Raw genomic sequence first — 19,730 nt, 5'->3', positions numbered from 1 at the left:
TCGCCGCTCAGTCGTCGTCGGCCGCGGCGGCGCGGTTCCGGATCTCGATCCGGCCCTCGATCTCGGGGTCGATCCCCCGCTCGCGGGCGTAGTCGGCCAGCACCTCGTACTGGATGTCCGCCTCGTCGATCCGGTGGCGCTGGGCGAGCGTCGGGTACTCGTGTTCCGAGTGGAGCAGGTACTCGGAGACGGCGACCGTGTAGCGGGCGTCGGGGTCGATCGGCTCACCGCCGACGGTGGCCTCCAAGATCAGTTCGGCGTCGTCGTCCCAGACGACCCGGGCGTTCGAGACGTGGCCGTGCCACCAGTCGTCCTCGCCGAAGTCCACGTCGGGCGCGGCCATCTCGCGGAACACGTCGCCGAGCTCCGCGCCCGTGACCGAGGCGAGCGCGACGGGCTCCTCGAACGGGATCAGACTGATCAGGTCCGCCTTCGTCACGCCGCCAGTCCACGGGTCGCCCTGGCGGAGCCCGCCGGCGTTCGACAGGCCAACGTCGGCGTCGTGGACCCAGCGGAACGCGTCCGCGACGAAGTTGCCGACGCGGCACTCCCCGCCGTGGACCACGTCGCCCGTCCGCTCGATCGGCTTCTCTACCGTGTCGACGACCTCGCCGAGGTCGGCCGCGGCCATCCGCTCCGCGAGCGCGGTTTCGAGGCCGGGCGCGGGGTCGGCCCCGTCCGGTTCGTGGAGCGTCGCGGTCGGGGGGTCGGCGTCGAGGTCGATCTCGGCCACCGTCTCCCCGTTGACGCCGGGCCGGACGAGCAGCGTGTCGTCGACGACCTCGTTCCGGCGACTGTGGACGTGGCCGCCGAGGACCGCGTCGACGTCGAGCCCGCGGGCGAGGTCGTCGTCGCCCGCGCCGAGGTGCGAGAGGACGACGACGCGATCGAGGGGGTCGGCGCCGGCGGCCGCGCCCCTCTCGCTCGCCGGCGCCCCCCGGTCCCGGCGCTCGGCGACCGCGGTCCGCATCTCCGCGAGCGCGTCGCGCGCCGCGGCGACGGGGTCGTCGAACGAGAGGTCGGCGGCCATCGGGTTCAGCGAGTCCGTCGCGGGGTCGGTGACGCCGACGAACCCCACCGTCTCGCCGTCGACCTCGCGCGTCGCCCACGGGACGACGCCCTCGGCGCGCCCGAACGGCTCGCCGTCCTCGTCGCGGACGTTCGCGGAGACGAACGTCGCCGGCGAGTCGGCGACGAGGTCGCGGAGCGGGTCGGGCCCGTAGTCGAACTCGTGGTTGCCGAACGTGTCGAGGACGGTGTCGGTCGCCTCGTAGAAGTCGAGGACCTGCCTGCCGGTCGCGACCAGCGAGAGGACGCCCGGCGCGGTCGTGTCGCCGGTGGCGACGACCGCGGCGTCGGGCCCCGAGAGCGCGCGGATCCGGCCGGCCAGGCGGGCCGCCCGCTCGGGGGCGTCGAAGACGTTCTCGATGTCGGAGTAGTGAACGAGGCGGACCATTCGATGTGGGACGGGAGGGGCGAGCGGGGCTTAAAAATCGCGGAGTCGGCCGGCGCCCGCGCGGTCGGGCCGGGGGCGGCTCGCGCGCCGTCCGTTCCCCCGCCCGCGGTTTCGCCCCGTGATCCCCGCTCGCACACGCGCAGGACATTGAAAGCGCTTTTATGGATGTCCGGACTACGACGGGGCACAGCCTCTGTGGGGTCGATGATGTGCCGTTCCGTTAGGGACCGACCACGGGACGGACACGCGAGCCTACACGGAGGATAGGTGAACAACATATGCCCGTTTACGTAGACTACGACACCCCGGCGGACCTCGCGGAGCGATCCCTCGAAGCGCTCGAGGTCGCCCGAGACACCGGCACCGTGAAGAAAGGAACCAACGAGACCACCAAGGCCGTCGAGCGCGGCAACGCCGACCTGGTCATCGTCGCGGAGGACGTCTCCCCCGAGGAGATCGTGATGCACCTCCCCGAGCTCGCCGAGGAGAAGGGGATCCCCGTCGCCTTCGTCGACACCCAGGACGAGGTCGGACAGGCCGCCGGCCTCGAGGTCGGCTCGGCCGCCGCCGCTGTCGTCGACGCCGGCGACGCCGACGACGACGTCGAGGACATCGGCGAGAAGGTCGCGGAGCTCCGATAACCTCCCATGAGCGCAGAAGAGGGCACCGGCGACTCGACGACCGCGGAGGTCATCGAGGTCGTCGGCAAGACCGGGATGCACGGCGAGGCCATGCAGGTCAAGTGCCGCATCCAGGAGGGATCGAACCAGGGCCGGATCATCACCCGGAACGTCCTGGGTCCCGTCCGTCTGGGCGACGTGCTCCAGCTGCGGGAGACCCAGCGCGACGCCGACTCCATCGGAGGCCGATAACCAATGGTCGAGACACGCACCTGCGATTACAGCGGTGAGGAGATCGAGCCCGGCACGGGCACGATGTTCGTCAAGAAGGACGGCACCGTCCTCCACTTCGTCGACTCGAAGGCGGAGAAGAACTACTTCCTCGGCCGCGAGGCGCGCGACGTCGAGTGGACCGAGGAGGGCCACCGAGCCGGAGGCGACGAGCAGTGAGCCACCACGACGAGCGCACGTTCGTGATGGTGAAGCCCGACGGCGTCCAGCGCGGCCTCATCGGCGAGATCGTCTCTCGCTTCGAGGAGCGCGGGCTCAAGCTCGTCGGCGGCAAGTTCGTTCAGCTCGACGAGGAGCTCGCGAAGGAGCACTACGGCGAGCACGAGGATAAGCCGTTCTTCGACGGCCTCGTCGAGTTCATCACCTCCGGCCCCGTCTTCGCGATGGTGTGGGAGGGCGCGGACGCGACCCGACAGGTCCGCGCGATGGTCGGCGAGACCGACCCGACCGAGTCCGCCCCGGGCACGATCCGCGGCGACTTCGGCTTAGACCTCGGCCACAACGTGATCCACGCGTCGGACCACGAGGACGAGGGCGCCAACGAGCGCGAGATCGACCTGTTCTTCGACGACGACGAGCTCGTCGACTACGACCTCGACACCTCGGCGTGGGTGTACGAGGAAGAGGACCACTGACGCCGCTCGCGGATTTCGCTTTTCGCCGCCCCGCCCCCGGAGAGCCATCGCTCGCTCGACACACCGCGTTTCCGGTGAAGTTTCTCGAAAAGCTCCGCTCTGTTGTCCGGTTTCTCTCAGTGTACCTTATATAAACGGCAGCGACGGTCCCCGCCGGCTCAGGTGTCGACCGCGATCGCGGTCCCGTCGTCGGTGACCACGATCACCTCGTCGCCGCCGTCGCCCGTCACGTCGGCGAACAGGGGCCCGCCGTAGACGACGACCTCGGCGGGGCCGCCCCGGGCGAGCACCTCGCCCTGCTGGGTCATCGCGAGCACCTCGCCGGCGCGGTTGACCACGACCGGCGCGCGCTCGCCGTTCCCGTCGACGTCGCCCATCCGCGGCTCGTTGATCCGAGTCGAGGCGCCGTACTGCTGTTTCCAGACCACTTCGCCGTCGAGGAGGTCGACGGCCCAGACGCTCCCGGAGCCGCCGACGTACACCCGACCGGGGTCGGCGTCCCCCACGGCGATCGGGCGGTCCTGGAGCTTCACCTCGTACCGGTCGGAGCCGTCGCTCGTCTCGACGGTCTCGATGTTCCCGTTCGCGCCGCCGAGCGCCAGCACCGGTCCGTCGCGGCTGTCCGCCGCGCTCCAGCTCAGCGGGTTCACGCTCGGCTCGGTCGTCCAGCGCGTCCCGCCGCTCGCGTCGAGCATGTGGACCGTCGCGGGGTCGCCGGCGGTCGTCAGCACCGCCAGCCCGCCCCGCTCGCCGGCCTCGGCGTCGGGCTCGACGACGAGCGGCCGCCGGGCCACCTCGCCCGACAGCGAGGCCTCGGCGACCGCGTCGCCCTCGCCGTCGACGACGAGAACGCCCCCGTCGGCCGTGACGGCGGCCACCTCCGCGCTTCTGTCGCCGGTGAGGTCGCCGACGGCGGGGCGGATCCCCGAGGGGCCGCCGAGGTCGACCGCGAACCGCTCCGCGCCGTCGGCCGCGTCGAGGACGTGTAGCTCGCCGGACGCCGTCGTGAGCGCGACGACCGGGTCGCCGCCGAGGCTGCCCGTCGCGAGGCCGCTGACGCCGACGGGACCGTCGCCGGAGCCGTTCTCGTCGTCGCCGCCGCCCCGCTCGGCGTCCGGCCCGGCTATCGGCACCGTCCACGGGGTCTCACCGGTCCCGACGACGGTCGCGCGGACGACCCGCGACCCGTTCTCGACCGCGGGCCGGAGGAGGAGCGGGTCGCCGTCGACGGTCGCGACCACGGCGCCGCTGCCGTCGTCGCCGGCCGCCGGTTCCGACTCCCACACGACCGTCGTCCCCGTGGTGGCGTCGTCGACGCCGACGAACGCGAACAGCGCCACGCCCACGCCGGTCGCCCCGCCGGCAAGCAGGATCAGCGTCGCGAACAGGACGCGTCGGTCCATTTGAACCCCATTCGGGCGTCGCCGTGAAACGGTTGTCGGATGCGGCCCCCCGGCCCGCGTCGCGGGGAGTACTGCCCGGATCCGGCCCTACCGTCCCAGCAGCGTCCCCACGTGGTCGGCGCGCTCCTCGCCGACGAGGTCGCGCAGCGCGGCGGGGTCGCGCTCGCCGTCGGCGTCGACGAGGTAGACGGCGCCGTCGCGGTCGCCGTACGCGCCGTGGAGGTCGTAGACGAAACCGTACACGGTCGCGTCCGCAGCCTCCTCCCGCCCGCGGGCGAACGCGACCTGCTCGTGGACGTTGTGCTCGACGAGGCGGTCGCGGAGCGAGGGGTCGGCGTCGTCGCCCCGGTACTCGCCCGCCGCGTCCCCGCCCGTCTCGTCGGTCGCCCCGCCGACGACCCGCGGATCGCTCAGCCCGTCCTCGACGATCGGCAGCAGCGCCTCGACGTCGGCGCGGACGCCCGGTTCGCTCGGGAACTCGCCCGTGCGGGCCGCCGTGAGCGCGGCGTCGACGGCGCCGCACCCGGTGTGGCCGACCACGACGAGCACCTCGGTGTGGGTGTGTCCGAGCGGATACGCCACGCTCCCGTCGAGGACCCGCTCGCCGTCGACGACGGCGCTGACGCTGTTGCCGATGGTGCCGGACGCGAAGAGGTACCCCGGTTCGTCGACGGCGAACATCCCCTCCTGCGAGACGCGCGAGTCGGAACAGCAGACGGAGACCACGCCCGGCCGCTGTTCGTCGCGGTGCCGGTCGAAGGAGTCGGGCGACAGCGCAGCGACGTGGTCGTCGTTGCGGTCGAGGAGGTCGGCGAGTATCCGGCCGTCCATACCGTCCCGACCGCCCGCGGGAACAAAAAACGCCGTGCGCGGGGCCTCGCCGAAGCGGACCGCGCTCGCCGCGCGGGCAGCCCTCCTCAGGCGACGAGTCCGACGAGGGAGACCGCGATTCCGACGACGAACACCGCGAGGAGCGCGACCGTCGCGATCACGACCGCCGGGGCGAGGGCCTCCTCGTTCTCGTCGAGGACGATGTCTTCGAGGTTCTGCATGTTCGCCCCCTCGTCGCCGCGGGGTTTGAACGCTTCGACCGAGCCGCCGGACCGCGCGGCGTCGCCTCCGCCGACGTGTTTTAGTGCGTCCGGCGTGGCGGATACGCCAACACGATGCCACGCGAAGAGTACCAGACGAAGTTAGAGGGGCTCCGCGACGACGTACTCTACATGAGCGAAGTGGTCGCCGAGCGCCTCCGCAAGGCGCTCGACGCCCTCGAACGGCAGGACGAGGAGTTAGGCGAGGAAGTGATCGCCGGCGACGCCGAGATCAACGACCGCTACCTGGAGTTGGAGGGGCGGTGTACGGACCTCATCGCGTTACAGCAGCCGGTCGCGGGCGACCTGCGGTTCATCGCCGCCTCGTTCAAGATCATCACGGACCTCGAACGGATCGCGGACCTCGCGACGAACCTCGGGGAGTACGCGAAGCGGGCGGACCGCGAGGCGTTCCCCGACGTCGACGTTCAGCGCATCGGCGACGACACGCTGGCGATGCTGGAGGAGGCGATGGACGCCTACGCGGAGTCGGACCCCGAGCGCTGTTACGCGGTCGCCGAGGCGGACGACGACCTCGACGCCGCCTGTGAGGCCGCGAGCGACCTCGTCGTCCGCGACCTCATCGAGCGTGACGAACTCCGCGAGGAGGAGGACGTGGAGGTGACGATGCGGAACGTCTCGCGCCTCCTGCTCACGATCCGCGACCTCGAACGCGTCGGCGACCACGCGGTCAACATCGCGGCCCGGTCGCTGTACATGATCGAGAACGACGACGCACTGCTTTACTGACCGGCGCCCGGGCCCCTCCGATCTTCCGCCGCGTCGACGGTCCGGCCGCTGTCTCCGTCACCGGCCCGGTACAGTCCGCGCCGCCGGCTCGGAACCTGTCACCGAGCCTGACGCTGCCCCCCTGTTATATCCGTCAGACCGGCGATGTCCGACGCATGGTTCTCGGAGCAATCGTCTCGTTCGTCGTCGCGCTGCTGGTCGGCGGCCTGGGCATCTACGTCAGCGGTCGGATCGTCGCGGGCGTCGACGACTACTCGCACGCCGTGGTCACGGCGCTGCTCGGCGCCCTCGCCTGGGCGCTCGGATCGCTGATCCCGCTGATCGGTCCGGTCGTCGCGCTGGTCGCGTGGGTGTGGGTGATCAACTGGCGGTACCCCGGCGGCTGGAGGGACGCGGCGGTCATGGGACTCGTCGCGTGGGCCGCCGCCCTGGTCGTCATCGCCGTGCTGAACGGCGTTCTCGGGCTCGGTATCAGCGCGTTCGGGGTGCCCGGCGTCTGAACCGGCTCTCCCCTTGCGAACGCCGACCCCGGTTCGGGAGGGGCGACCCGGCGTTCAGGTGACGATTTCGATGCGGGAGCCCCCCGCGGCCCCCTCGTCGATGCGTACGTCCCAGCCGTGCGCGTCGACGATGCGCTCGACGATGGCGAGGCCGAACCCGCTCCCGTCCTGTCCTCGTCGTGTGGCCCTTCTCGAAGACGCGCTCGCGCCCGCGCTGCGTCGGCCGGTGTTCGACGTAGGAGACGGTCTTCCGCGCCAGCAGCGGCGCCTGGTTCTCGACGGCGTTCTGGATCACGCAGTCGGCCGGCCTCGATGCTCTCGCTCGCGACCCGATGAGCCGGCGCGGTCCCGGACCGAACGCCGGCCGGAACGGCCGCTCCGGGATCCGCGGAACTCAGTCGGCGGCGGCGGGCGCCGTCAGGGCCTCGGCGCGCGTCAGACCGCGGCCCACCACGCCACGACGACCGCGACGCCGCCGAGGATCGAGCTCAGGACGGCGTGGCGGCGGAGCCGGTCCCGGAGCCGGTGACCGTCGGCGTCGTGGTCCGCGGCGTCGACCGGGCACGTCTCGCTCCCGGTGGTACACTCCGGCAGCAGATCGACGGCGACGTGAAGGAACACGCCGGCGGCGATGCCGAACAGGAGCCCGCGAAGCCCGCTCTCCGGCGAAACCCCGGCGATGCCGACCGGGAGAGCCACGATGCCGACCGCTGCCGCGGGCAACAGCAGGGCGACGACCGACTGCCCCCGCTCGGCGAGGCGACGGGCCGCGGCGTACCCGGCGGGCGCCTTGTGCGAGACGAGCGCGATACCGAGAACGGAGGTGAGCGAGGGCATCGCCGCGTAGATCGCGCCGATGATCGCACCGGCCGAGAGCGCGTGAACCGTCAGTTCAGCCGTCGTTCGATCGACGGGCAGCTCCCGATGTGTGAACAGGTGTCCGACCGTGTGGCCGGCGTACCCGCCGAGGAAACCGATCGCGATGCCGAGACTGCCGAGCCGGCCGTGCTGACCGAGTGCTTGGGGGATCAAGAAGAGCGCGGCGCTGGTCACCATCGCGCCGCTGGCCAGCCCGTACCCCCAGACCGGCTCCAAGGGGTTGCTGCTCCGCACCGCACGCGCTCCGAGCGGTGCGCCGACGGCCATCGCCGCGAACGCGGTCCAAGAGACCGCCACGAGCTTCCAGTTAACACCGTCGACTATCGCTGCCACCGACAGGAGTATGAGCGCCATTAGTCCCGTCGCTCCGACGGCTCGTTCCCGGACGGCCGTCGATCGATCCGTCGCAACTCGGGAGTGATGGTCTCCGGTCACTATTGTGCGGTAATAACTAAATTACCTGAATTAATAAAACTTCGGGGCACGTGTTTAAACCGGACGCGGACCCGCACCTACGGACCGCGGAACAGCCGCGATGACGGTTTGAACGGGGTTACACGGCGGATTACACCCAGAGGTAATCGGCGACGCACCCTCGCCGAGCGGGCCGTGATCTCAGTCGTCCGCCACGGCGGGGGCCGTGCTCGGTTCCGCGTCCGCTCCGGCCTCCTCGGGAGTCGGTTCCCACGTCAGGTCACCTTCGTACTCGAAGGCGCGGTGGTCCCGCGTCGGGTCGACGACCGTCAGCGACAGCCAGCCGTTGTCCAAGAGCCCCGCCACCGACTCGTTGTCGGCCAGGATCTCGGTGACGCGGTTGACCGGCGCGTGGACGACCGTCGAGAGCCGGAGGGGCAGGTGGTACGGCTCGTCGTCGGCGGCCATGACCGACTGGAGCGGGAGGCCGGTCATCAGGTCGCCCCCGTTGCCCTGGTAGACCCCGACGTTCCCGACGGGATTGTGCGTCACCTTCGACCCGCTGCCGTACGCCGCGTTGTCGACCGTCGAGAAGTAGTACTGCGCGTTGATCCACTGGGTGACGACCATCGGTCCGGCGAGGATCGCTTCGAGCGCGTCGCCGTCCGGGTCGGTCGCCCAGTCGTACGAGTGGAGGAAGGCGCGCCCGTCGAGGTCGAGGCCGTCCGTCAGATCGCGGGGTCCGACGACGAAGCCGGCGTTGCCGGCCAGCCCCCACTCGGGGCGCGTCTCGGCCCAGTCGCCGGCGCGGCGCTCGGTCTCGCGGACGCCCGCTCCCGCGGCGGCCCCGCCGGTGCGCTCGTCGGCGGCGCGCTCGCGGGCGGCGTCGAGGTCCGCGCGCAGCCGTTCGAGCTCGGCGGCGTGCGAGTCGGGCACGTCGCGGTCGTACAGCGTCACCTCGTCGGTCGTCGTGTTGTGTTCGGCGGCGAGGAAGACGGTGTCGTCGGGCACGTCGATCCCGCGCTCGCGCAGTCCGTCCCTGACCTCGGGGTCGTTACAGATCGCGGCGAGCACGCGGGCGCTCGGCCCGCCCGGGTTGCCGGCGCAGGCGCCGCAGTCGAGGCTGGAGTCGTAGGGGTTGTTCGCCGTCTCGGCCGCGTGGCCCGTGAAGACGACCAGGCGGCCGAACGACTCCCACCCCATCAGCTCGAACGCGGTCGCGGCGTACTCGACCCGCTCGTCGCGGGACAGCCCCGTCGGAAGCCCCTCGCCGTCGGCGTCGTGTCCGTGGACGCCCGGGTCGCAGAACTCGTGGTCGCCCGGAATCGCGCCGTCGGCGCCGCCGAGCAGGTCGCGTACCCGACCGGGGACGAGCGTGCGCGCGGCGAGCGCGAGCCCGTACCCGCTCCCGGCGCCCTCGACGAAGCTGAACGCGGTGGCGGGGTTCGACCGCAGCGTCTCGACCACCTCGCCGGCGGCCTCCGCGAGGCCGCCCCAGCGGTCGCGGCTCCTGCGCGCGGCGCCGTCCGTCGGGACCTCCTCGACGCGGTGCTGCGGGTCGAGGATCGGCGGACAGGCGTCGACGGACACGTCGGCGCCGTAGCCGCTGTACTCCATCGGGACGCCGAAGAAGCCGGCGTACCCGTGCGTCTCGTAGTCGCCGGTCGCCTCGACGTGCCGGCGGATCACCTCCGAGCGCGTGTCGATACAGAAGACCAGCTGGGCGTCCGGGCGACCCGACGCGCCGCCGTCGGCGCGCGCGCCGCGCTCCTCCCCGCGGGCCTCGCTCTCGGCGGCGACGCGCTCGACGAGCCCGTCGCGGTACGTCGCCTCCCACGCGCTCAGGAACGCGCCGGCGATCTCGTCGCTCGGCTCGACCGCCGGCCCGCCGGTCTCGGGCGGCGAGAGGTCGACCTCGAGGGAGTCCGCCAGCGCGAGCCGCGCCGCGAGGTACCCCGTCAGCGTGATCGGGTACGCGGACTGCCACGCGCCGCCGTCGTCGGCGCGCCGCTTGAGCAGGCCGGTCCACCCGGGGAGCGCGGCGAACTGCGCCTCGAAGACGGCCTCCCACCGCTCGCGGGGATACGGCGCCAGCGCGGTCTCGATCGCCTCGGTCGGCGACGCCGGCAGGTCGGCGACGAGCCCGTCGTCGGGAATTTCGTCGTCGTGGCGGGCCACCGAGCGGAACGCGTCGTAGAACCCCGCCTCGCGGTTCGGCATCGACCACTCGGCCTGCCCCTCGTCGAGGAACGCCGAGAGCCACTTCGTCAGCACGCGGTCGACGCGGTCGGCGCCCGCGTCCGAGCTGTCCGCCTCGCCGGCGCCGCTCGCCCCGCCCGCGTCCTCGGCCGCCGCCAGCCGCTCCAGCACGGCCTCCGGGTCCATCTTGTATCCCCGGTCGGTCAGCTCCGCGTCGAGACGCTCCGGGTCGATCCGCCCCTCGTCGAGGGCCGCCCGGAACGTCCCCGCGCGCGGGTAGCCGCGGCCGCCGAGCAGGGTCGCAGCCCGGCTCACGGCCTCGTCGAACGGCAGGTCCTCGAAACCGGCGAGGGGGTTCGCGGTCACGAACGAGTGGACCGGCCAGACCGAGCCCACCGCGGTCGCGGCCGCGTCGATCTCCGCTTCGATGCCGTCGGCGTCGTCGGTACCGGTCTCAGTTGTCATTGTACTCCTCCGTGGCGGTCAGAACGGTGTTCGAGGCCGGTTGGCCCGCGTTCAGCAGTGCGACGTAGAGGCGCTCGCTCCGCTCGTGGACGCCGGTCTCGACCGCGACGTACGCCGCGAGGAAGGCGACGGCGACGACGGCGTGGACCGCGGTCAGCTCGGTCGGCGCGGAGACGAGCGGGAGCCCGGAGAGGACCCCCGAGACGGCCCGATACGCGAGCGCGTACACGCCGATGGCCGGGAGCGCGACGAGCGGGACCGCCGCGTAGCGGGCCGCCGTCGAGAGGGCGGTCTGCCGGACGGCGCTCCGGGCTGCGTGGAGCGTCGTGAGCGTCACGAACCCGGCGAGCAGCAGCCCGGTGTCGACGCTCGTCCCCTTCCCCGTCAGGAGCGCGAACGTCGCGCCGCCCGCGAGCCCCGTCAGCAGGACGACGACCGCGCCGACGACGCCCGTACCGCCGGCGTCGTGGCCGGTCGCTCCCGGGGCCGCGCGCTCGACCTCGTCGCCCGCGCTCAGGAAGTGGTACGCCTTGTAGAAGCCGTGGAGGATGAGGTGCGTGACGGCGGCGCCGAAGAAGCCGAGCCCGGCCTGGACGATCATGAAGCCCATCTGCCCGACCGTCGAGCAGCCCAGTTCGCCCTTCACGTCGGAGCGAACGGTCTTGAGCAGCTTCCCGCCGAGGGCGCTCGCGGCGCCGACGACCACGATAGTGAGCATCAGCCCGGTCTCGACGGTCACGACGGGCGCGAAGCGGAGCAGCAGGATCCCGCCCGCGTTGACGAACCCGGCGTGCATCAGCGCCGAGGCGGGCGTGGGGGCGGTCATCGAGGAGAGCAGCCAGCCGTGGAACGGGATCAGTGCCGACTGGATCATCGCCGCGAGGACGAGCGCGGCGCCGGCGACGAGCCACGCGGGCCCGCCGAGGGCGTCGGCGCTCGCGGCGACGCCGGATATGGTCGTCTCGCCCGTCGTCCGCCACAGCGCCGTCAGCGCGACGCCGAGCAGCGCGCTGCTGGCGAGGAAGTGACGCCGGGCGACGCTCGCGGCGGCGCGGGCCTGCGGCCAGCCGTCGACCGTGCCGACGAGCCGGGCCATCAGGAGCCCCATCGCCAGCCAGCAGGTCCAGAACAGCGCGACGTGGTCGGCCGCGACGAGCGCCATCACGGCGAGCGTGAACCCGAAGACGCCGAGGAAGAAGTCGGTCTCGTGGGCGCTCCCGGCCATGTAGCGGCGCGAGTAGCTGTGGACGATCCCGCTGAAGAACGTGACCACCACCCACATCAGGACGGTCAGCCCGTCGACGGCGACCGCGCCGGGGACCTCCCACGGTCCGCCGAGTCGGAGTCGGGCGACGAGGACGGCGACGCTCGCGGCGAACAGCGTCCACGCGAGCCGTGTTAGTGCGACGGGAACGGGCGACGCGTTCGCCGTCTCCCGGAGCGCTCCGACCGTCCGTTTCGAGGTGCGTCCTGACATCGTTCGAGCCGTCACGCGACCGCCGCCGGAGTCCGGACCGCGTCCGAATCCGAATTCGGTCGCATCTACCTGCTTCAGAGAACGTAACGTCTATTAAAATTGTCTGTATTCACAATTCGTTCGCAGATCCCAAATTAAAGAACATTATGTTTATTGACTCGCGACCGCACAACGGACGAGCCCGGCCTTCGGCCGCGCTCGACTTTCGCCCGCCCGGCGTCGCCACTCAGGAAACCATAACGTCCCCCGGTCCGGAGGGGCGGTATGGAAGAACTCTCGGGGACCGTCCTCGCCGGCGAGTCGTTCGAGCCGGTCCGGGGACGGGTCGTCGTCGAGGACGGGCGGATTGCGGCGGTCGAGGAGACGGCCACGGAGTCGACTGACGTCGTGCTGCCGGCGTTCGTCAACGCGCACACCCACCTCGGGGACTCCGTCGCGAAGGAGGCGGCCGTCGGCCTCTCGCTCCACGAGGCCGTGGCGCCGCCGGACAGCCTGAAACACCGCCGGCTGGCGGCCGCCGACCGCGACGAACTGGTGTCGGCGATGCGCCGCACTCTCCGATACATGCGCCGGACGGGCACCGTCTCCGCGCTGGACTTCCGCGAGTCGGGTCTTCCGGGCGCGCGCGCACTCCGCGAGGCGGCCGAAGACACGGGCGTCGACCCGTTCGTCTTCGGCAGCGGCGACCCGGCGGTGCTCGACGTGGCCGACGGCTACGGCGCCTCCGGCGCCAACGACGACGACTTCGCCGCCGAGCGCGCCGCCTGCGAGGAGCGCGGCGTCCCCTTCGCGATCCACGCCGGTGAGCCCGACGCGACCGACATCCACCCGGCGCTCGACCTGGACCCGGACCTGCTCGTCCACATGGTTCACGCCGAAGAGGAGCACCTCGAACGGGTCGCGGACCAGTCCGTTCCGGTCGCGGTCTGCCCGCGCGCGAACGCGGTCCTCGGCGTCGGGACGGCGCCGATGCGCGACCTGGTCGACCACGCGACCGTCGCGCTCGGCACGGACAACGTCATGCTGAACCAGCCGTCGATGTTCCGCGAGATGGCGACCGCCGCGAAGCGGTTCGACGTCACCGACCGGGAGGTGCTGCGGATGGCCACCGCCGCCGGCGCCGAGATCGCCGGACTCGACTGCGGCGTCGTCGAGCCCGGGCGGCGGGCGGCGCTGCTCGTCCTCGACGGCGACTCGGACAACATGTCCGGGACGGCCGACCCGGTCAGCGCGGTCGTTCGGCGCGCCACCGGGCTGGACGTGAAGCGGGTCGTCGGCTGACCGCCCCGGTCAGTCGCCCTCGTGCCGCTCCGCGTCGAACCGCCCGAATGGGGTCGTCTCGTGGGTCCGCACGAGCACCTCGTCGGCGACCGTGACGCCCATGTCGAGGAGCGCCTGCGCCACGGGCGTGATGTCGCTGTCCGATTCGCCGACCACCGTCACGAGCAGGTTCTGCTCGCCCGTCACGAGCTCCTGGACCGACACCACGCCGTCGATCTCCAGGATGTCGGGGATGAGCTCGCCGCGCTCCGGGATCGACGCGGTGCAGTAGAGCAGCATCCGGAGCGGGTACCCCGACCGCTGGTAGTCGACGCTGGCGCTGTACCCCTTGATCACGCCCTCCGACTCGAGCCGCTGGATGCGCTTGCGGACGGTGCTGTCCGAGGTGCCGGTCCGCTCCGCGATGTCCCCGGACGACGTGTTCCGGGCGTCGGCTTGGAGCGCGTAGAGGATCGCCCTGTCGACGTCGTCGATCGCGCCGTTGTCCATACCCCGTCGATAGGCGCGTGTCGCTTTATACGTTGGCGCGCGGCGTCCGGCGGCGCCTCGCTCGCGCCGATCCCGACGCCTACATACGGACTCCGCCAGTGGGTCGGGTATGGCGCCCTACACCGTGGATATCGACGTGCGGTTCCGCGACATCGACGCGCTGGGTCACGTCAACAACGCCGTCTACGCGACGTACGTCGAGCAGGCGCGGACGCGATACTTCCGCGACGTGCTCGACATCGACATCTCGCAGTCGTCGACCGTGCTGGCGTCGCTGTCGGTCGACTTCCGTCGCCCGATCGAGTTACCGGACGAAACCGTGACGGTCACCGTCGAACTGGCCGACTTGGGGCGGTCGAGCGCGACGATGACCCACGAGATCCGCGTCGGCGACGCGGTCGCCGCGGAGGCCGAGGCGACGGTCGTCGCGCTGGACCCGGAGACCGGAGAGCCGGCGCCGATCCCCGAGGAGCACCGGGCCGAGATGGAGTCGTACCACGACCTCTGAGGGGCTCGGGGGACCGGGTCCCGCCGGCCGATCCGCGCCGGACGCACACCTTCTTGACGCCGCGGACGGATCGATCGGTATGAGCGTTCGACTGTACGCCCTCGACGGGTGTCCCTGGTGCGAGACGGCGGCCGACGCCTTGGAGGAGGCTGGCGTCGACTACGAGACGGAGTGGGTGGAGGCGCTCCACTCGCGGCGGAACGAGGTCAGGCGCGTCAGCGGCCAGCGCGGCGTCCCGGTCCTCGTCGACGAGGAGCGCGGCGTGACGATGGCCGAGAGCGCGAACATCGTCGAGTACGTCGAGAGGACCCTCGCATGAGCATCTACACCGGCCGCGGCGACGAGGGCGAGACCGACCTCCGGGACATGAGCCGGGTGTCGAAGTCGAGCCACCGCATCGAGGCGTACGGCTCCGTCGACGAGGCGAACGCCCTCCTCGGCACGGTCCGGCCGACGGGCCACGACGACGTCGACGACCTGCTGGAGACGGTCCAGAACCACCTCCACATCGTCCAGGCGGACCTCGCGAACCCCGACCCCGACCCGGACGACCCGCAGGTGGAAAGCGATCACACCGCGGAGCTCGAGGACCGCATCGACGCGTTCGACGAGGAGCTGGAGCCGCTCCAGTCGTTCATCCTCCCGGGCGGCGGCGAGGCCGGGGCGGCGCTTCACCACGCGCGCGCCGTCGTGCGACGGGCCGAGCGCCGCGTCGTCGACCTCGCGCGCTCGGAGCCGATAAACGAGGCCGTCGTCACCTACCTCAACCGGCTCTCCGACCTCCTCTTCACCCTCGGGCGGGCGGTCAACGCGCGCGACGGCGAGCCCGAGGAGTCGCCCACGTACTGAGTCGTCCCGAGCGCGCGATTTTTCCCCGTTCCCCGCGAGGTGGTGGTATGACGCTCGACAGCTACGCGGCGGCGGTCGACGGGCTCGACCCGGGCCCCGGCGAGGTCGAGACGGCGGAGCTACTGGTGACCGACGACGTGCTCGTGAAGGCGTTCGTCCTCGGCCCCGACGCGGCGGTCGACCCGCACGAACACGCCGACGCCACGAACGTGTTCCACGTGCTGGAGGGGGAGCCGACCGTTGTCCGCGACGGCGAGGAGGCTGCGCTCGCGGCGCCCGCGGTGGTGCCGAACGAGCGGGGCGCGGTCCACGGCGCCCGCAACGACACCGACGAGCGAGTCGTGCTCACGGCCAGCATCGCACCCCTCCCCTGATGGACGGCGAAATCGATCCCGAGGCGCTGTCGGCGCTGCTGGACGAGGGCGACGGCTCCCCCGACGAGTCGCTGCGTATCGTCGACATCCGCGATCGGCGCGCGTTCGACCGCGGCCACCTCCCCGACAGCGAGTGTATCCCCTTCCCGGAGCTGACGAGCCGGGTCGCGGAGCTGGAGGGCGCGGACCGGATCGTCACCGTCTGTCCCCACGGCGTCGCCAGCCAGCAGGCGGCCCAGCTCATCGGGACCTACGAGGGCACGCAGGACGCGCGCGTCGAGAGCCTCCGCGGCGGCATCGAGGGGTGGCAGGAAGCGGTCGGCGAGCTGATCGAGTCGCCGGCGCCCGAGGGGGACGACGGCGCCGACGAAGGCCCAACGTCTCCCTTCTGACGCGGCCCGACCGCCCCGGGACCGGGCTTCTCAGACCGCGCGAACCCGAACCCGCCAGAAGTCGCGGAACGCGTCGTCGAGCGCCGCCTCCGGCTTCCCGGTGGCGTCGGAGACGTCGGTGACGTCGGCGCGGTCGCGCACCCGCCCGAGGACGCTGCGCTCGCCGACGGCGATCACGCGGTCGAGGTCGTTCGCGTCGGCGACCTCGGAGAGCGCCTCGGTCGCCCGGTCGAGGTGGTCGTCTATCTGTCCCTCGCGGCGGCGCTCGAAGCGCCCCTGCGAGAACCCACCCTTCGAGTGGGCCTCCTTCACGTCGCTGGCGAACCCCTCGAAGGCGACCCGATCGGCGCCCTCGTAGGTGCCCACGGCGAAGGTGTCCGAGCGGACCAGCGCGAACGCGAACCGGCCGGTCGGGCGGAACCACGACTCGTCGAGCCGGAAGCGGTCGCTCCACCGGTCGAACGGGTCGGGCGCTATCGGCGGGGTCAGGGCGACGCTCACCGCGCCGGTGTCGTCGGCGAGGACCACGGCCGGAGCCGCGCGCCGGACGAGCGCCGCGCGCTCGCCGAACCAGTCCGCGACGGTCGCCGGGACGGAGTCGGCGTCGGGGACGAACGCGGTCAACAGCCCCTCGGGGTCGTCGCTCTCGACGGCGCGGAAGCGGTCGAGCGCGTCGGTCAGCTTCGGTCCGCGCAGGTCGCTCACGCGCCGGAACTCGACGGACGCCTCGGTCCCCTCCGCGCGCTCCAGCCGCTCCTCTAGCGACTCGATCCGGTGTTCGAGCTCGTTGACGCGCTCCTCGGCGCGCTGGCGGTCGGCGACGGCGTCGGACCGGCGCTCCTCTTCGGCCTCCGCGCGCCGTTCGAGGTGCCGCTTCTCCTCCTCTAACTCCTCGATGCGCTCCTTCAGCTCGGCGCGCCCGAGCAGCCTGTCGATCATACCGAATCGGCGACCCCCTGCGACCTAAAAGGTGCGCCTGCGGCGGCACCTATTCGTAACCGAACGACGCCGTGGCGCGTGCCTGCGAGCGGCCGCCCTCGGCGGCCGCGAGTCGCACGCGCGAGGGAGTCGCTGGCGGCGCCAGCCGCCAGCGACGAGGCTGGGGAGGTGTGAGGCGCGGTTGCGGTGCCGTGCGGGGCGGGACTCAAAGGAGCAGCCGGGAGGCGGTGTTCACGGCCGAGCTGCTGACGCTTATTTATAAGCGAGCGGTTGGTAATTTGGCGGTGTTCGCCGCTCTACCGTCAGCAGTCACTCATAGCTGAGCGGCCGAGGACTCGAGAACGTTCTCCACCCCTCTCTGACCGGCTAGTTATAAACAGCAGCTACGATCGACGGGAAATCCGGAGTCACTTCTCGCGTATCACGCGTTCACGAACGGCTCCCAGCCATCCCAGCGCAGCAGCTTCTCGGCGCGGTCCGCGTCCGCCAACAGCACGTTCCGGCGGTCCGGGAGCGTCTCGTCGGCGAGCTCCCGGGGAATCGCGAGCGTCCCGCTCGGTACGTCGTCGTCGCCGGCGACCGGAATGTGGCCGCCGCCGACTTTCATGACGAGCGGGGCGTCGAGTCGCTCGACCCCCTCGCCGTCCGCGTACAGCTGCTCGTTGACGTGCTCGTGGTCCGCCCGCTGGATGACGGCGCGCTCGCCGCCGTGGGGTTCCACGTACAGTTCCCCCAGGTAGTAGCCGCTCGAGAATCGCTCGAACATACTATGCGTGTTACTCTCTGCCATGACGGGATATAAGCGTTTCCCGCGACTCGCGCGCGCTGAGATTCGGCGGTGGCGTCCGCTACGGAGCGAGCACGTCGCCGTCGTTCGCTCGGTAGTACGCGGCCAACGGCGTGCCGCGCCCGCGCTCGGCCTCGAACAGGTCGGCGAGCCACGCCACGGCGTCCGGGTCGTCGTTCGCGGCGTACCCGAGGAAGTTGCCCCTATCGCCGTGGATCGCGAGGTACGCCGTCGTCCGCCCCTCGACGGTGCTCAGGTACCACGCGAACGGGAGGTCGGTGGCGACGCTCACCTCCACCCCGGCCTCGACGATGGAGCGCGCCCGCTCCGGGCTCTCCGCGGCCAGGTACTCCGCGACCGACTCCGTCAGGACGTACGACAGCTCCAGCGACCCCTCGACGACGGTGCGGCGGTACAGCGTCGAAACGAACCGCTCGTCGTTGGCGGCGATCGATGCCCCCCGGAGCCGGTCGGCCGCCTCGACGACGCGCTGAAGCCGGGACAGCACCGTCGCCGGCGGCGTCCCGGCTATTGTCACCACCTCGGCGTCCGCGAAGAACCGGTGGTTCCGCGGCGACGACGGGAGCTCGTTGAGGACGCCGTTCGCGGTCTCGACGGCCTCCGCGACCGCGACCGCCTCGTCGACGGTGTCCAGGAGGATCCGGCCGGCGTACGTCGCCTCGTAGCCGTCCGCGCCGCGCTCGACGAGCCCGTCCGCTTCGAGGGCCCGGACCGCGCGGTTGACCGTCGACCTGGAGTGCTCGAACGCGTCGACGAGGTCCCGGATCCGCGCGGGGCCGTCTGCGAGGCGGACGAGGTACTGCCGACGACTGAAGGCGAGGTCGAGCACGAGTGAATTGTCGGACAGCCATCAGTAATACGTGTCGTTCGAGGAAGAGGTCTCGCCGCGTGCGGGCACCGGCGCGCGGCGCGGCGCCGCGCGCGCCGGGACGGCTACGAGTCGTCGCGCCGCGCGACCTCGTGGCGGCCGAACCCGTACCGGAGGCGGTTCGCGAGCCGCCGGGAGAACCGCCCCTCGTTCCGCGAGTCGAACCGCTCCGCGAGCGCCTGGTAGATGATCGGGACGGGCACCTCCTGTTCGAGCGCCTCCTCGACCGTCCACGTCCCCGTCGAGCCGCCGGCCACGTGGTCCGCCACGTCGCCGAGGTCGGAGCCCTCCTCGCGGAACGCCTCCTCGCAGAGCTCCAGCAGCCACGAGCGGATCACGGCGCCGTTGTTCCAGGTGCGGGCCACCGACTCCATGTCGAGGTCGTAGCGCCCGTCGGTGAGCAGTTCGAACCCCTCGCCGTACGCCTGCATCAGCGCGTACTCGACGCCGTTGTGGACCATCTTCACGTAGTGGCCCGAGCCGGACTCGCCCATGCGGTCGTGGCCGCCCGGGCCGGTGGCCACCGCGTCGAAGACCGGGACCATCGCCTCGTAGGCCCACTCCGGGCCGCCGACCATCAGGGAGAACCCGGCTTCCGCGCTCGCGGGACCGCCGGAGGTCCCGCAGTCGAGGTATGCGGCGTCCGTCGCCTCGGCGCGGCGGACCGACGCCTCGAAGTGGGAGTTCCCGCCGTCGACGACGACGTCGTCGCCGTCGAGGTGGGGCTCTACGTCCGCCAGGGTGGCGTCGACGGCGTCGCCCGCGGGCACCATCAGCCAGATCCGCTTGCCGTCGGCCTCGCCCGACCCGTCCAGCCGCTCGCAGAGGTCCGCGACCGAGTCGGCCGGCTCCGCGCCGTTCGCCGCCACCTCGGCGGTCGCCTCCGCCGAGAGGTCGAACGCGACCACGTCGTGGCCCGCCTCCAGCGACCGGTTCGCGACGATCTGCCCCATCCGACCGAGTCCGATGACCCCGAGTTCCATGCGCGAGGGGTGGCGACCGCCCGCCGTAGTGGTTCCGGTTCGGCTCCTCGCCCGCCTGC

General features: G+C 71.8%; 24 protein-coding genes and 1 pseudogene. 12 read left to right on the top strand and 13 right to left on the bottom strand.

Annotation, left to right across the window (positions count from 1 at the left end; genetic code table 11):
* Positions 1–7: 7 nt before the first annotated feature.
* Positions 8–1,456 (bottom strand): bifunctional UDP-sugar hydrolase/5'-nucleotidase, encoded by a 1,449-nt coding sequence (locus EXE50_RS04945; RefSeq protein WP_053771038.1) that lies wholly within the window; start codon positions 1,454–1,456, stop codon positions 8–10.
* Positions 1,457–1,734: 278 nt separating this feature from the next.
* Between EXE50_RS04945 and rpl7ae the strand changes: the two genes are divergently transcribed.
* From rpl7ae to ndk, 4 genes are read left to right on the top strand one after another with little or no spacing between them, the layout of a single operon-like run.
* Positions 1,735–2,097 carry a 50S ribosomal protein L7Ae gene (gene rpl7ae, locus EXE50_RS04940; protein ID WP_006112392.1) on the top strand — a complete coding sequence of 121 codons (363 nt, stop codon included), beginning with the start codon at positions 1,735–1,737 and terminating at the stop codon, positions 2,095–2,097.
* A gap of 6 nt (positions 2,098–2,103) precedes the next feature.
* Positions 2,104–2,328 (top strand): 30S ribosomal protein S28e, encoded by a 225-nt coding sequence (locus tag EXE50_RS04935; RefSeq protein ID WP_004595321.1) that lies wholly within the window; start codon positions 2,104–2,106, stop codon positions 2,326–2,328.
* Positions 2,329–2,331: 3 nt separating this feature from the next.
* A complete protein-coding gene (locus EXE50_RS04930) occupies positions 2,332–2,526 on the top strand; it encodes a 50S ribosomal protein L24e (RefSeq protein ID WP_004595320.1) in 195 nt (64 codons plus the stop codon).
* Positions 2,523–3,002 (top strand): nucleoside-diphosphate kinase, encoded by a 480-nt coding sequence (ndk, locus tag EXE50_RS04925; protein WP_137704499.1) that lies wholly within the window; start codon positions 2,523–2,525, stop codon positions 3,000–3,002. Before EXE50_RS04930 ends, ndk begins: the two co-directional genes overlap by 4 nt.
* Before the next feature lie 158 nt (positions 3,003–3,160).
* Here the strand turns inward: ndk and EXE50_RS04920 are convergent, their stop codons facing one another.
* The 3 genes from EXE50_RS04920 to EXE50_RS17845 form a co-directional block, all read right to left on the bottom strand.
* The gene (locus EXE50_RS04920; protein ID WP_137704498.1) at positions 3,161–4,405 is read right to left on the bottom strand and encodes a PQQ-binding-like beta-propeller repeat protein; all 1,245 of its coding nucleotides are present in this window, start codon (positions 4,403–4,405) and stop codon (positions 3,161–3,163) included.
* An 87-nt stretch (positions 4,406–4,492) separates the two neighbouring features.
* Positions 4,493–5,236, bottom strand: a complete 744-nt coding sequence (locus EXE50_RS04915) for a carbonic anhydrase (RefSeq protein WP_053771041.1) — start codon at positions 5,234–5,236, stop codon at positions 4,493–4,495.
* A gap of 86 nt (positions 5,237–5,322) precedes the next feature.
* On the bottom strand, positions 5,323–5,457 hold the full coding sequence (locus EXE50_RS17845) for a hypothetical protein (RefSeq protein ID WP_255409701.1): 135 nt from the start codon (positions 5,455–5,457) through the stop codon (positions 5,323–5,325).
* Between the two features lie 114 nt (positions 5,458–5,571).
* On the opposite strand from EXE50_RS17845, the gene phoU reads away from it, so the two are divergent.
* Together phoU and EXE50_RS04905 are read left to right on the top strand one after the other, a co-directional pair.
* A complete protein-coding gene (gene phoU, locus EXE50_RS04910; protein ID WP_137704497.1) occupies positions 5,572–6,246 on the top strand; it encodes a phosphate signaling complex protein PhoU in 675 nt (224 codons plus the stop codon).
* A 155-nt stretch (positions 6,247–6,401) separates the two neighbouring features.
* The gene (locus EXE50_RS04905; protein WP_121599722.1) at positions 6,402–6,746 is read left to right on the top strand and encodes a hypothetical protein; all 345 of its coding nucleotides are present in this window, start codon (positions 6,402–6,404) and stop codon (positions 6,744–6,746) included.
* 54 nt (positions 6,747–6,800) lie between these two features.
* Here EXE50_RS04905 and EXE50_RS17645 read toward each other — a convergent pair whose 3' ends face one another.
* From EXE50_RS17645 to EXE50_RS04885, 4 genes are all read right to left on the bottom strand, one after another.
* Positions 6,801–6,890: a hypothetical protein gene (locus EXE50_RS17645; RefSeq protein ID WP_137704543.1), complete on the bottom strand. Its 90-nt coding sequence runs from the start codon at positions 6,888–6,890 to the stop codon at positions 6,801–6,803.
* 291 nt (positions 6,891–7,181) lie between these two features.
* Positions 7,182–7,979: a ZIP family metal transporter gene (locus tag EXE50_RS04895; protein WP_137704496.1), complete on the bottom strand. Its 798-nt coding sequence runs from the start codon at positions 7,977–7,979 to the stop codon at positions 7,182–7,184.
* Between the two features lie 261 nt (positions 7,980–8,240).
* Complete coding sequence (locus EXE50_RS04890) at positions 8,241–10,703, bottom strand: DUF2309 domain-containing protein (protein WP_137704495.1); 2,463 nt, start codon at positions 10,701–10,703, stop codon at positions 8,241–8,243.
* Positions 10,693–12,180, bottom strand: coding sequence for a proton-conducting transporter membrane subunit (locus EXE50_RS04885; RefSeq protein WP_053771046.1), 1,488 nt, complete (start codon positions 12,178–12,180; stop codon positions 10,693–10,695). Before EXE50_RS04885 ends, EXE50_RS04890 begins: the two co-directional genes overlap by 11 nt.
* Before the next feature lie 264 nt (positions 12,181–12,444).
* Here EXE50_RS04885 and EXE50_RS04880 point away from each other — a divergent pair, with 264 nt between their 5' ends.
* Positions 12,445–13,461, top strand: coding sequence for an amidohydrolase family protein (locus EXE50_RS04880; protein WP_053771047.1), 1,017 nt, complete (start codon positions 12,445–12,447; stop codon positions 13,459–13,461).
* Between the two features lie 9 nt (positions 13,462–13,470).
* Here EXE50_RS04880 and EXE50_RS04875 read toward each other — a convergent pair whose 3' ends face one another.
* The gene (locus tag EXE50_RS04875; protein WP_053771048.1) at positions 13,471–13,950 is read right to left on the bottom strand and encodes an Lrp/AsnC family transcriptional regulator; all 480 of its coding nucleotides are present in this window, start codon (positions 13,948–13,950) and stop codon (positions 13,471–13,473) included.
* Positions 13,951–14,059: 109 nt separating this feature from the next.
* Between EXE50_RS04875 and EXE50_RS04870 the strand changes: the two genes are divergently transcribed.
* From EXE50_RS04870 to EXE50_RS04850, 5 genes are all read left to right on the top strand, one after another.
* Positions 14,060–14,458 carry a thioesterase family protein gene (locus EXE50_RS04870; protein ID WP_121599718.1) on the top strand — a complete coding sequence of 133 codons (399 nt, stop codon included), beginning with the start codon at positions 14,060–14,062 and terminating at the stop codon, positions 14,456–14,458.
* Positions 14,459–14,537: 79 nt separating this feature from the next.
* On the top strand, positions 14,538–14,777 hold the full coding sequence (locus tag EXE50_RS04865; RefSeq protein WP_121599717.1) for a glutathione S-transferase N-terminal domain-containing protein: 240 nt from the start codon (positions 14,538–14,540) through the stop codon (positions 14,775–14,777).
* Complete coding sequence (locus tag EXE50_RS04860) at positions 14,774–15,307, top strand: cob(I)yrinic acid a,c-diamide adenosyltransferase (protein ID WP_137704494.1); 534 nt, start codon at positions 14,774–14,776, stop codon at positions 15,305–15,307. Before EXE50_RS04865 ends, EXE50_RS04860 begins: the two co-directional genes overlap by 4 nt.
* 47 nt (positions 15,308–15,354) lie before the next feature.
* Positions 15,355–15,681 (top strand): cupin domain-containing protein, encoded by a 327-nt coding sequence (locus EXE50_RS04855; RefSeq protein WP_121599715.1) that lies wholly within the window; start codon positions 15,355–15,357, stop codon positions 15,679–15,681.
* A complete protein-coding gene (locus EXE50_RS04850; protein WP_053771053.1) occupies positions 15,681–16,073 on the top strand; it encodes a rhodanese-like domain-containing protein in 393 nt (130 codons plus the stop codon). The genes EXE50_RS04855 and EXE50_RS04850 overlap by 1 nt, the downstream gene beginning before the upstream one ends.
* Positions 16,074–16,103: 30 nt before the next feature.
* Here EXE50_RS04850 and EXE50_RS04845 read toward each other — a convergent pair whose 3' ends face one another.
* The 4 genes and pseudogenes from EXE50_RS04845 to EXE50_RS04830 all read right to left on the bottom strand — a co-directional run.
* Positions 16,104–17,012, bottom strand: a complete 909-nt coding sequence (locus tag EXE50_RS04845) for a Vms1/Ankzf1 family peptidyl-tRNA hydrolase (protein ID WP_053771054.1) — start codon at positions 17,010–17,012, stop codon at positions 16,104–16,106.
* A gap of 421 nt (positions 17,013–17,433) precedes the next feature.
* A complete protein-coding gene (locus EXE50_RS04840) occupies positions 17,434–17,778 on the bottom strand; it encodes a DUF5802 family protein (RefSeq protein ID WP_137704493.1) in 345 nt (114 codons plus the stop codon).
* An 82-nt stretch (positions 17,779–17,860) separates the two neighbouring features.
* On the bottom strand, positions 17,861–18,649 hold the full coding sequence (locus EXE50_RS04835; protein ID WP_137704492.1) for a winged helix-turn-helix domain-containing protein: 789 nt from the start codon (positions 18,647–18,649) through the stop codon (positions 17,861–17,863).
* Between the two features lie 104 nt (positions 18,650–18,753).
* Positions 18,754–19,698, bottom strand: a pseudogene (locus tag EXE50_RS04830) (NADP-dependent phosphogluconate dehydrogenase); the annotation flags it as partial.
* Between the last annotated feature and the right edge of the window lie 32 nt (positions 19,699–19,730).

The organism is Halorubrum sp. ARQ200, from assembly GCF_005435115.1.
In the GTDB taxonomy this organism is placed as follows: Archaea; Halobacteriota; Halobacteria; order Halobacteriales; family Haloferacaceae; genus Halorubrum; species Halorubrum tropicale.
This window is presented reverse-complemented; position numbering and strand designations above follow the sequence as displayed.

Coding starts and splice junctions, on each gene's coding strand:
- EXE50_RS04890 (WP_137704495.1), bottom strand. CDS start 10,703: ATGACAACTGAGACCGGTACCGACGACGCCGACGGCATCGAAGCGGAG.
- EXE50_RS04840 (WP_137704493.1), bottom strand. CDS start 17,778: ATGTTCGAGCGATTCTCGAGCGGCTACTACCTGGGGGAACTGTACGTG.
- EXE50_RS04880 (WP_053771047.1), top strand. CDS start 12,445: ATGGAAGAACTCTCGGGGACCGTCCTCGCCGGCGAGTCGTTCGAGCCG.
- EXE50_RS04895 (WP_137704496.1), bottom strand. CDS start 7,979: ATGGCGCTCATACTCCTGTCGGTGGCAGCGATAGTCGACGGTGTTAAC.
- EXE50_RS04845 (WP_053771054.1), bottom strand. CDS start 17,012: ATGATCGACAGGCTGCTCGGGCGCGCCGAGCTGAAGGAGCGCATCGAG.
- EXE50_RS04855 (WP_121599715.1), top strand. CDS start 15,355: ATGACGCTCGACAGCTACGCGGCGGCGGTCGACGGGCTCGACCCGGGC.
- EXE50_RS04905 (WP_121599722.1), top strand. CDS start 6,402: ATGGTTCTCGGAGCAATCGTCTCGTTCGTCGTCGCGCTGCTGGTCGGC.
- phoU (WP_137704497.1), top strand. CDS start 5,572: ATGCCACGCGAAGAGTACCAGACGAAGTTAGAGGGGCTCCGCGACGAC.
- EXE50_RS04860 (WP_137704494.1), top strand. CDS start 14,774: ATGAGCATCTACACCGGCCGCGGCGACGAGGGCGAGACCGACCTCCGG.
- EXE50_RS04870 (WP_121599718.1), top strand. CDS start 14,060: ATGGCGCCCTACACCGTGGATATCGACGTGCGGTTCCGCGACATCGAC.
- EXE50_RS04930 (WP_004595320.1), top strand. CDS start 2,332: ATGGTCGAGACACGCACCTGCGATTACAGCGGTGAGGAGATCGAGCCC.
- EXE50_RS04885 (WP_053771046.1), bottom strand. CDS start 12,180: ATGTCAGGACGCACCTCGAAACGGACGGTCGGAGCGCTCCGGGAGACG.
- EXE50_RS04945 (WP_053771038.1), bottom strand. CDS start 1,456: ATGGTCCGCCTCGTTCACTACTCCGACATCGAGAACGTCTTCGACGCC.
- EXE50_RS04865 (WP_121599717.1), top strand. CDS start 14,538: ATGAGCGTTCGACTGTACGCCCTCGACGGGTGTCCCTGGTGCGAGACG.
- EXE50_RS04875 (WP_053771048.1), bottom strand. CDS start 13,950: ATGGACAACGGCGCGATCGACGACGTCGACAGGGCGATCCTCTACGCG.
- rpl7ae (WP_006112392.1), top strand. CDS start 1,735: ATGCCCGTTTACGTAGACTACGACACCCCGGCGGACCTCGCGGAGCGA.
- EXE50_RS04920 (WP_137704498.1), bottom strand. CDS start 4,405: ATGGACCGACGCGTCCTGTTCGCGACGCTGATCCTGCTTGCCGGCGGG.
- EXE50_RS04915 (WP_053771041.1), bottom strand. CDS start 5,236: ATGGACGGCCGGATACTCGCCGACCTCCTCGACCGCAACGACGACCAC.
- EXE50_RS17845 (WP_255409701.1), bottom strand. CDS start 5,457: ATGCAGAACCTCGAAGACATCGTCCTCGACGAGAACGAGGAGGCCCTC.
- EXE50_RS04850 (WP_053771053.1), top strand. CDS start 15,681: ATGGACGGCGAAATCGATCCCGAGGCGCTGTCGGCGCTGCTGGACGAG.
- EXE50_RS04935 (WP_004595321.1), top strand. CDS start 2,104: ATGAGCGCAGAAGAGGGCACCGGCGACTCGACGACCGCGGAGGTCATC.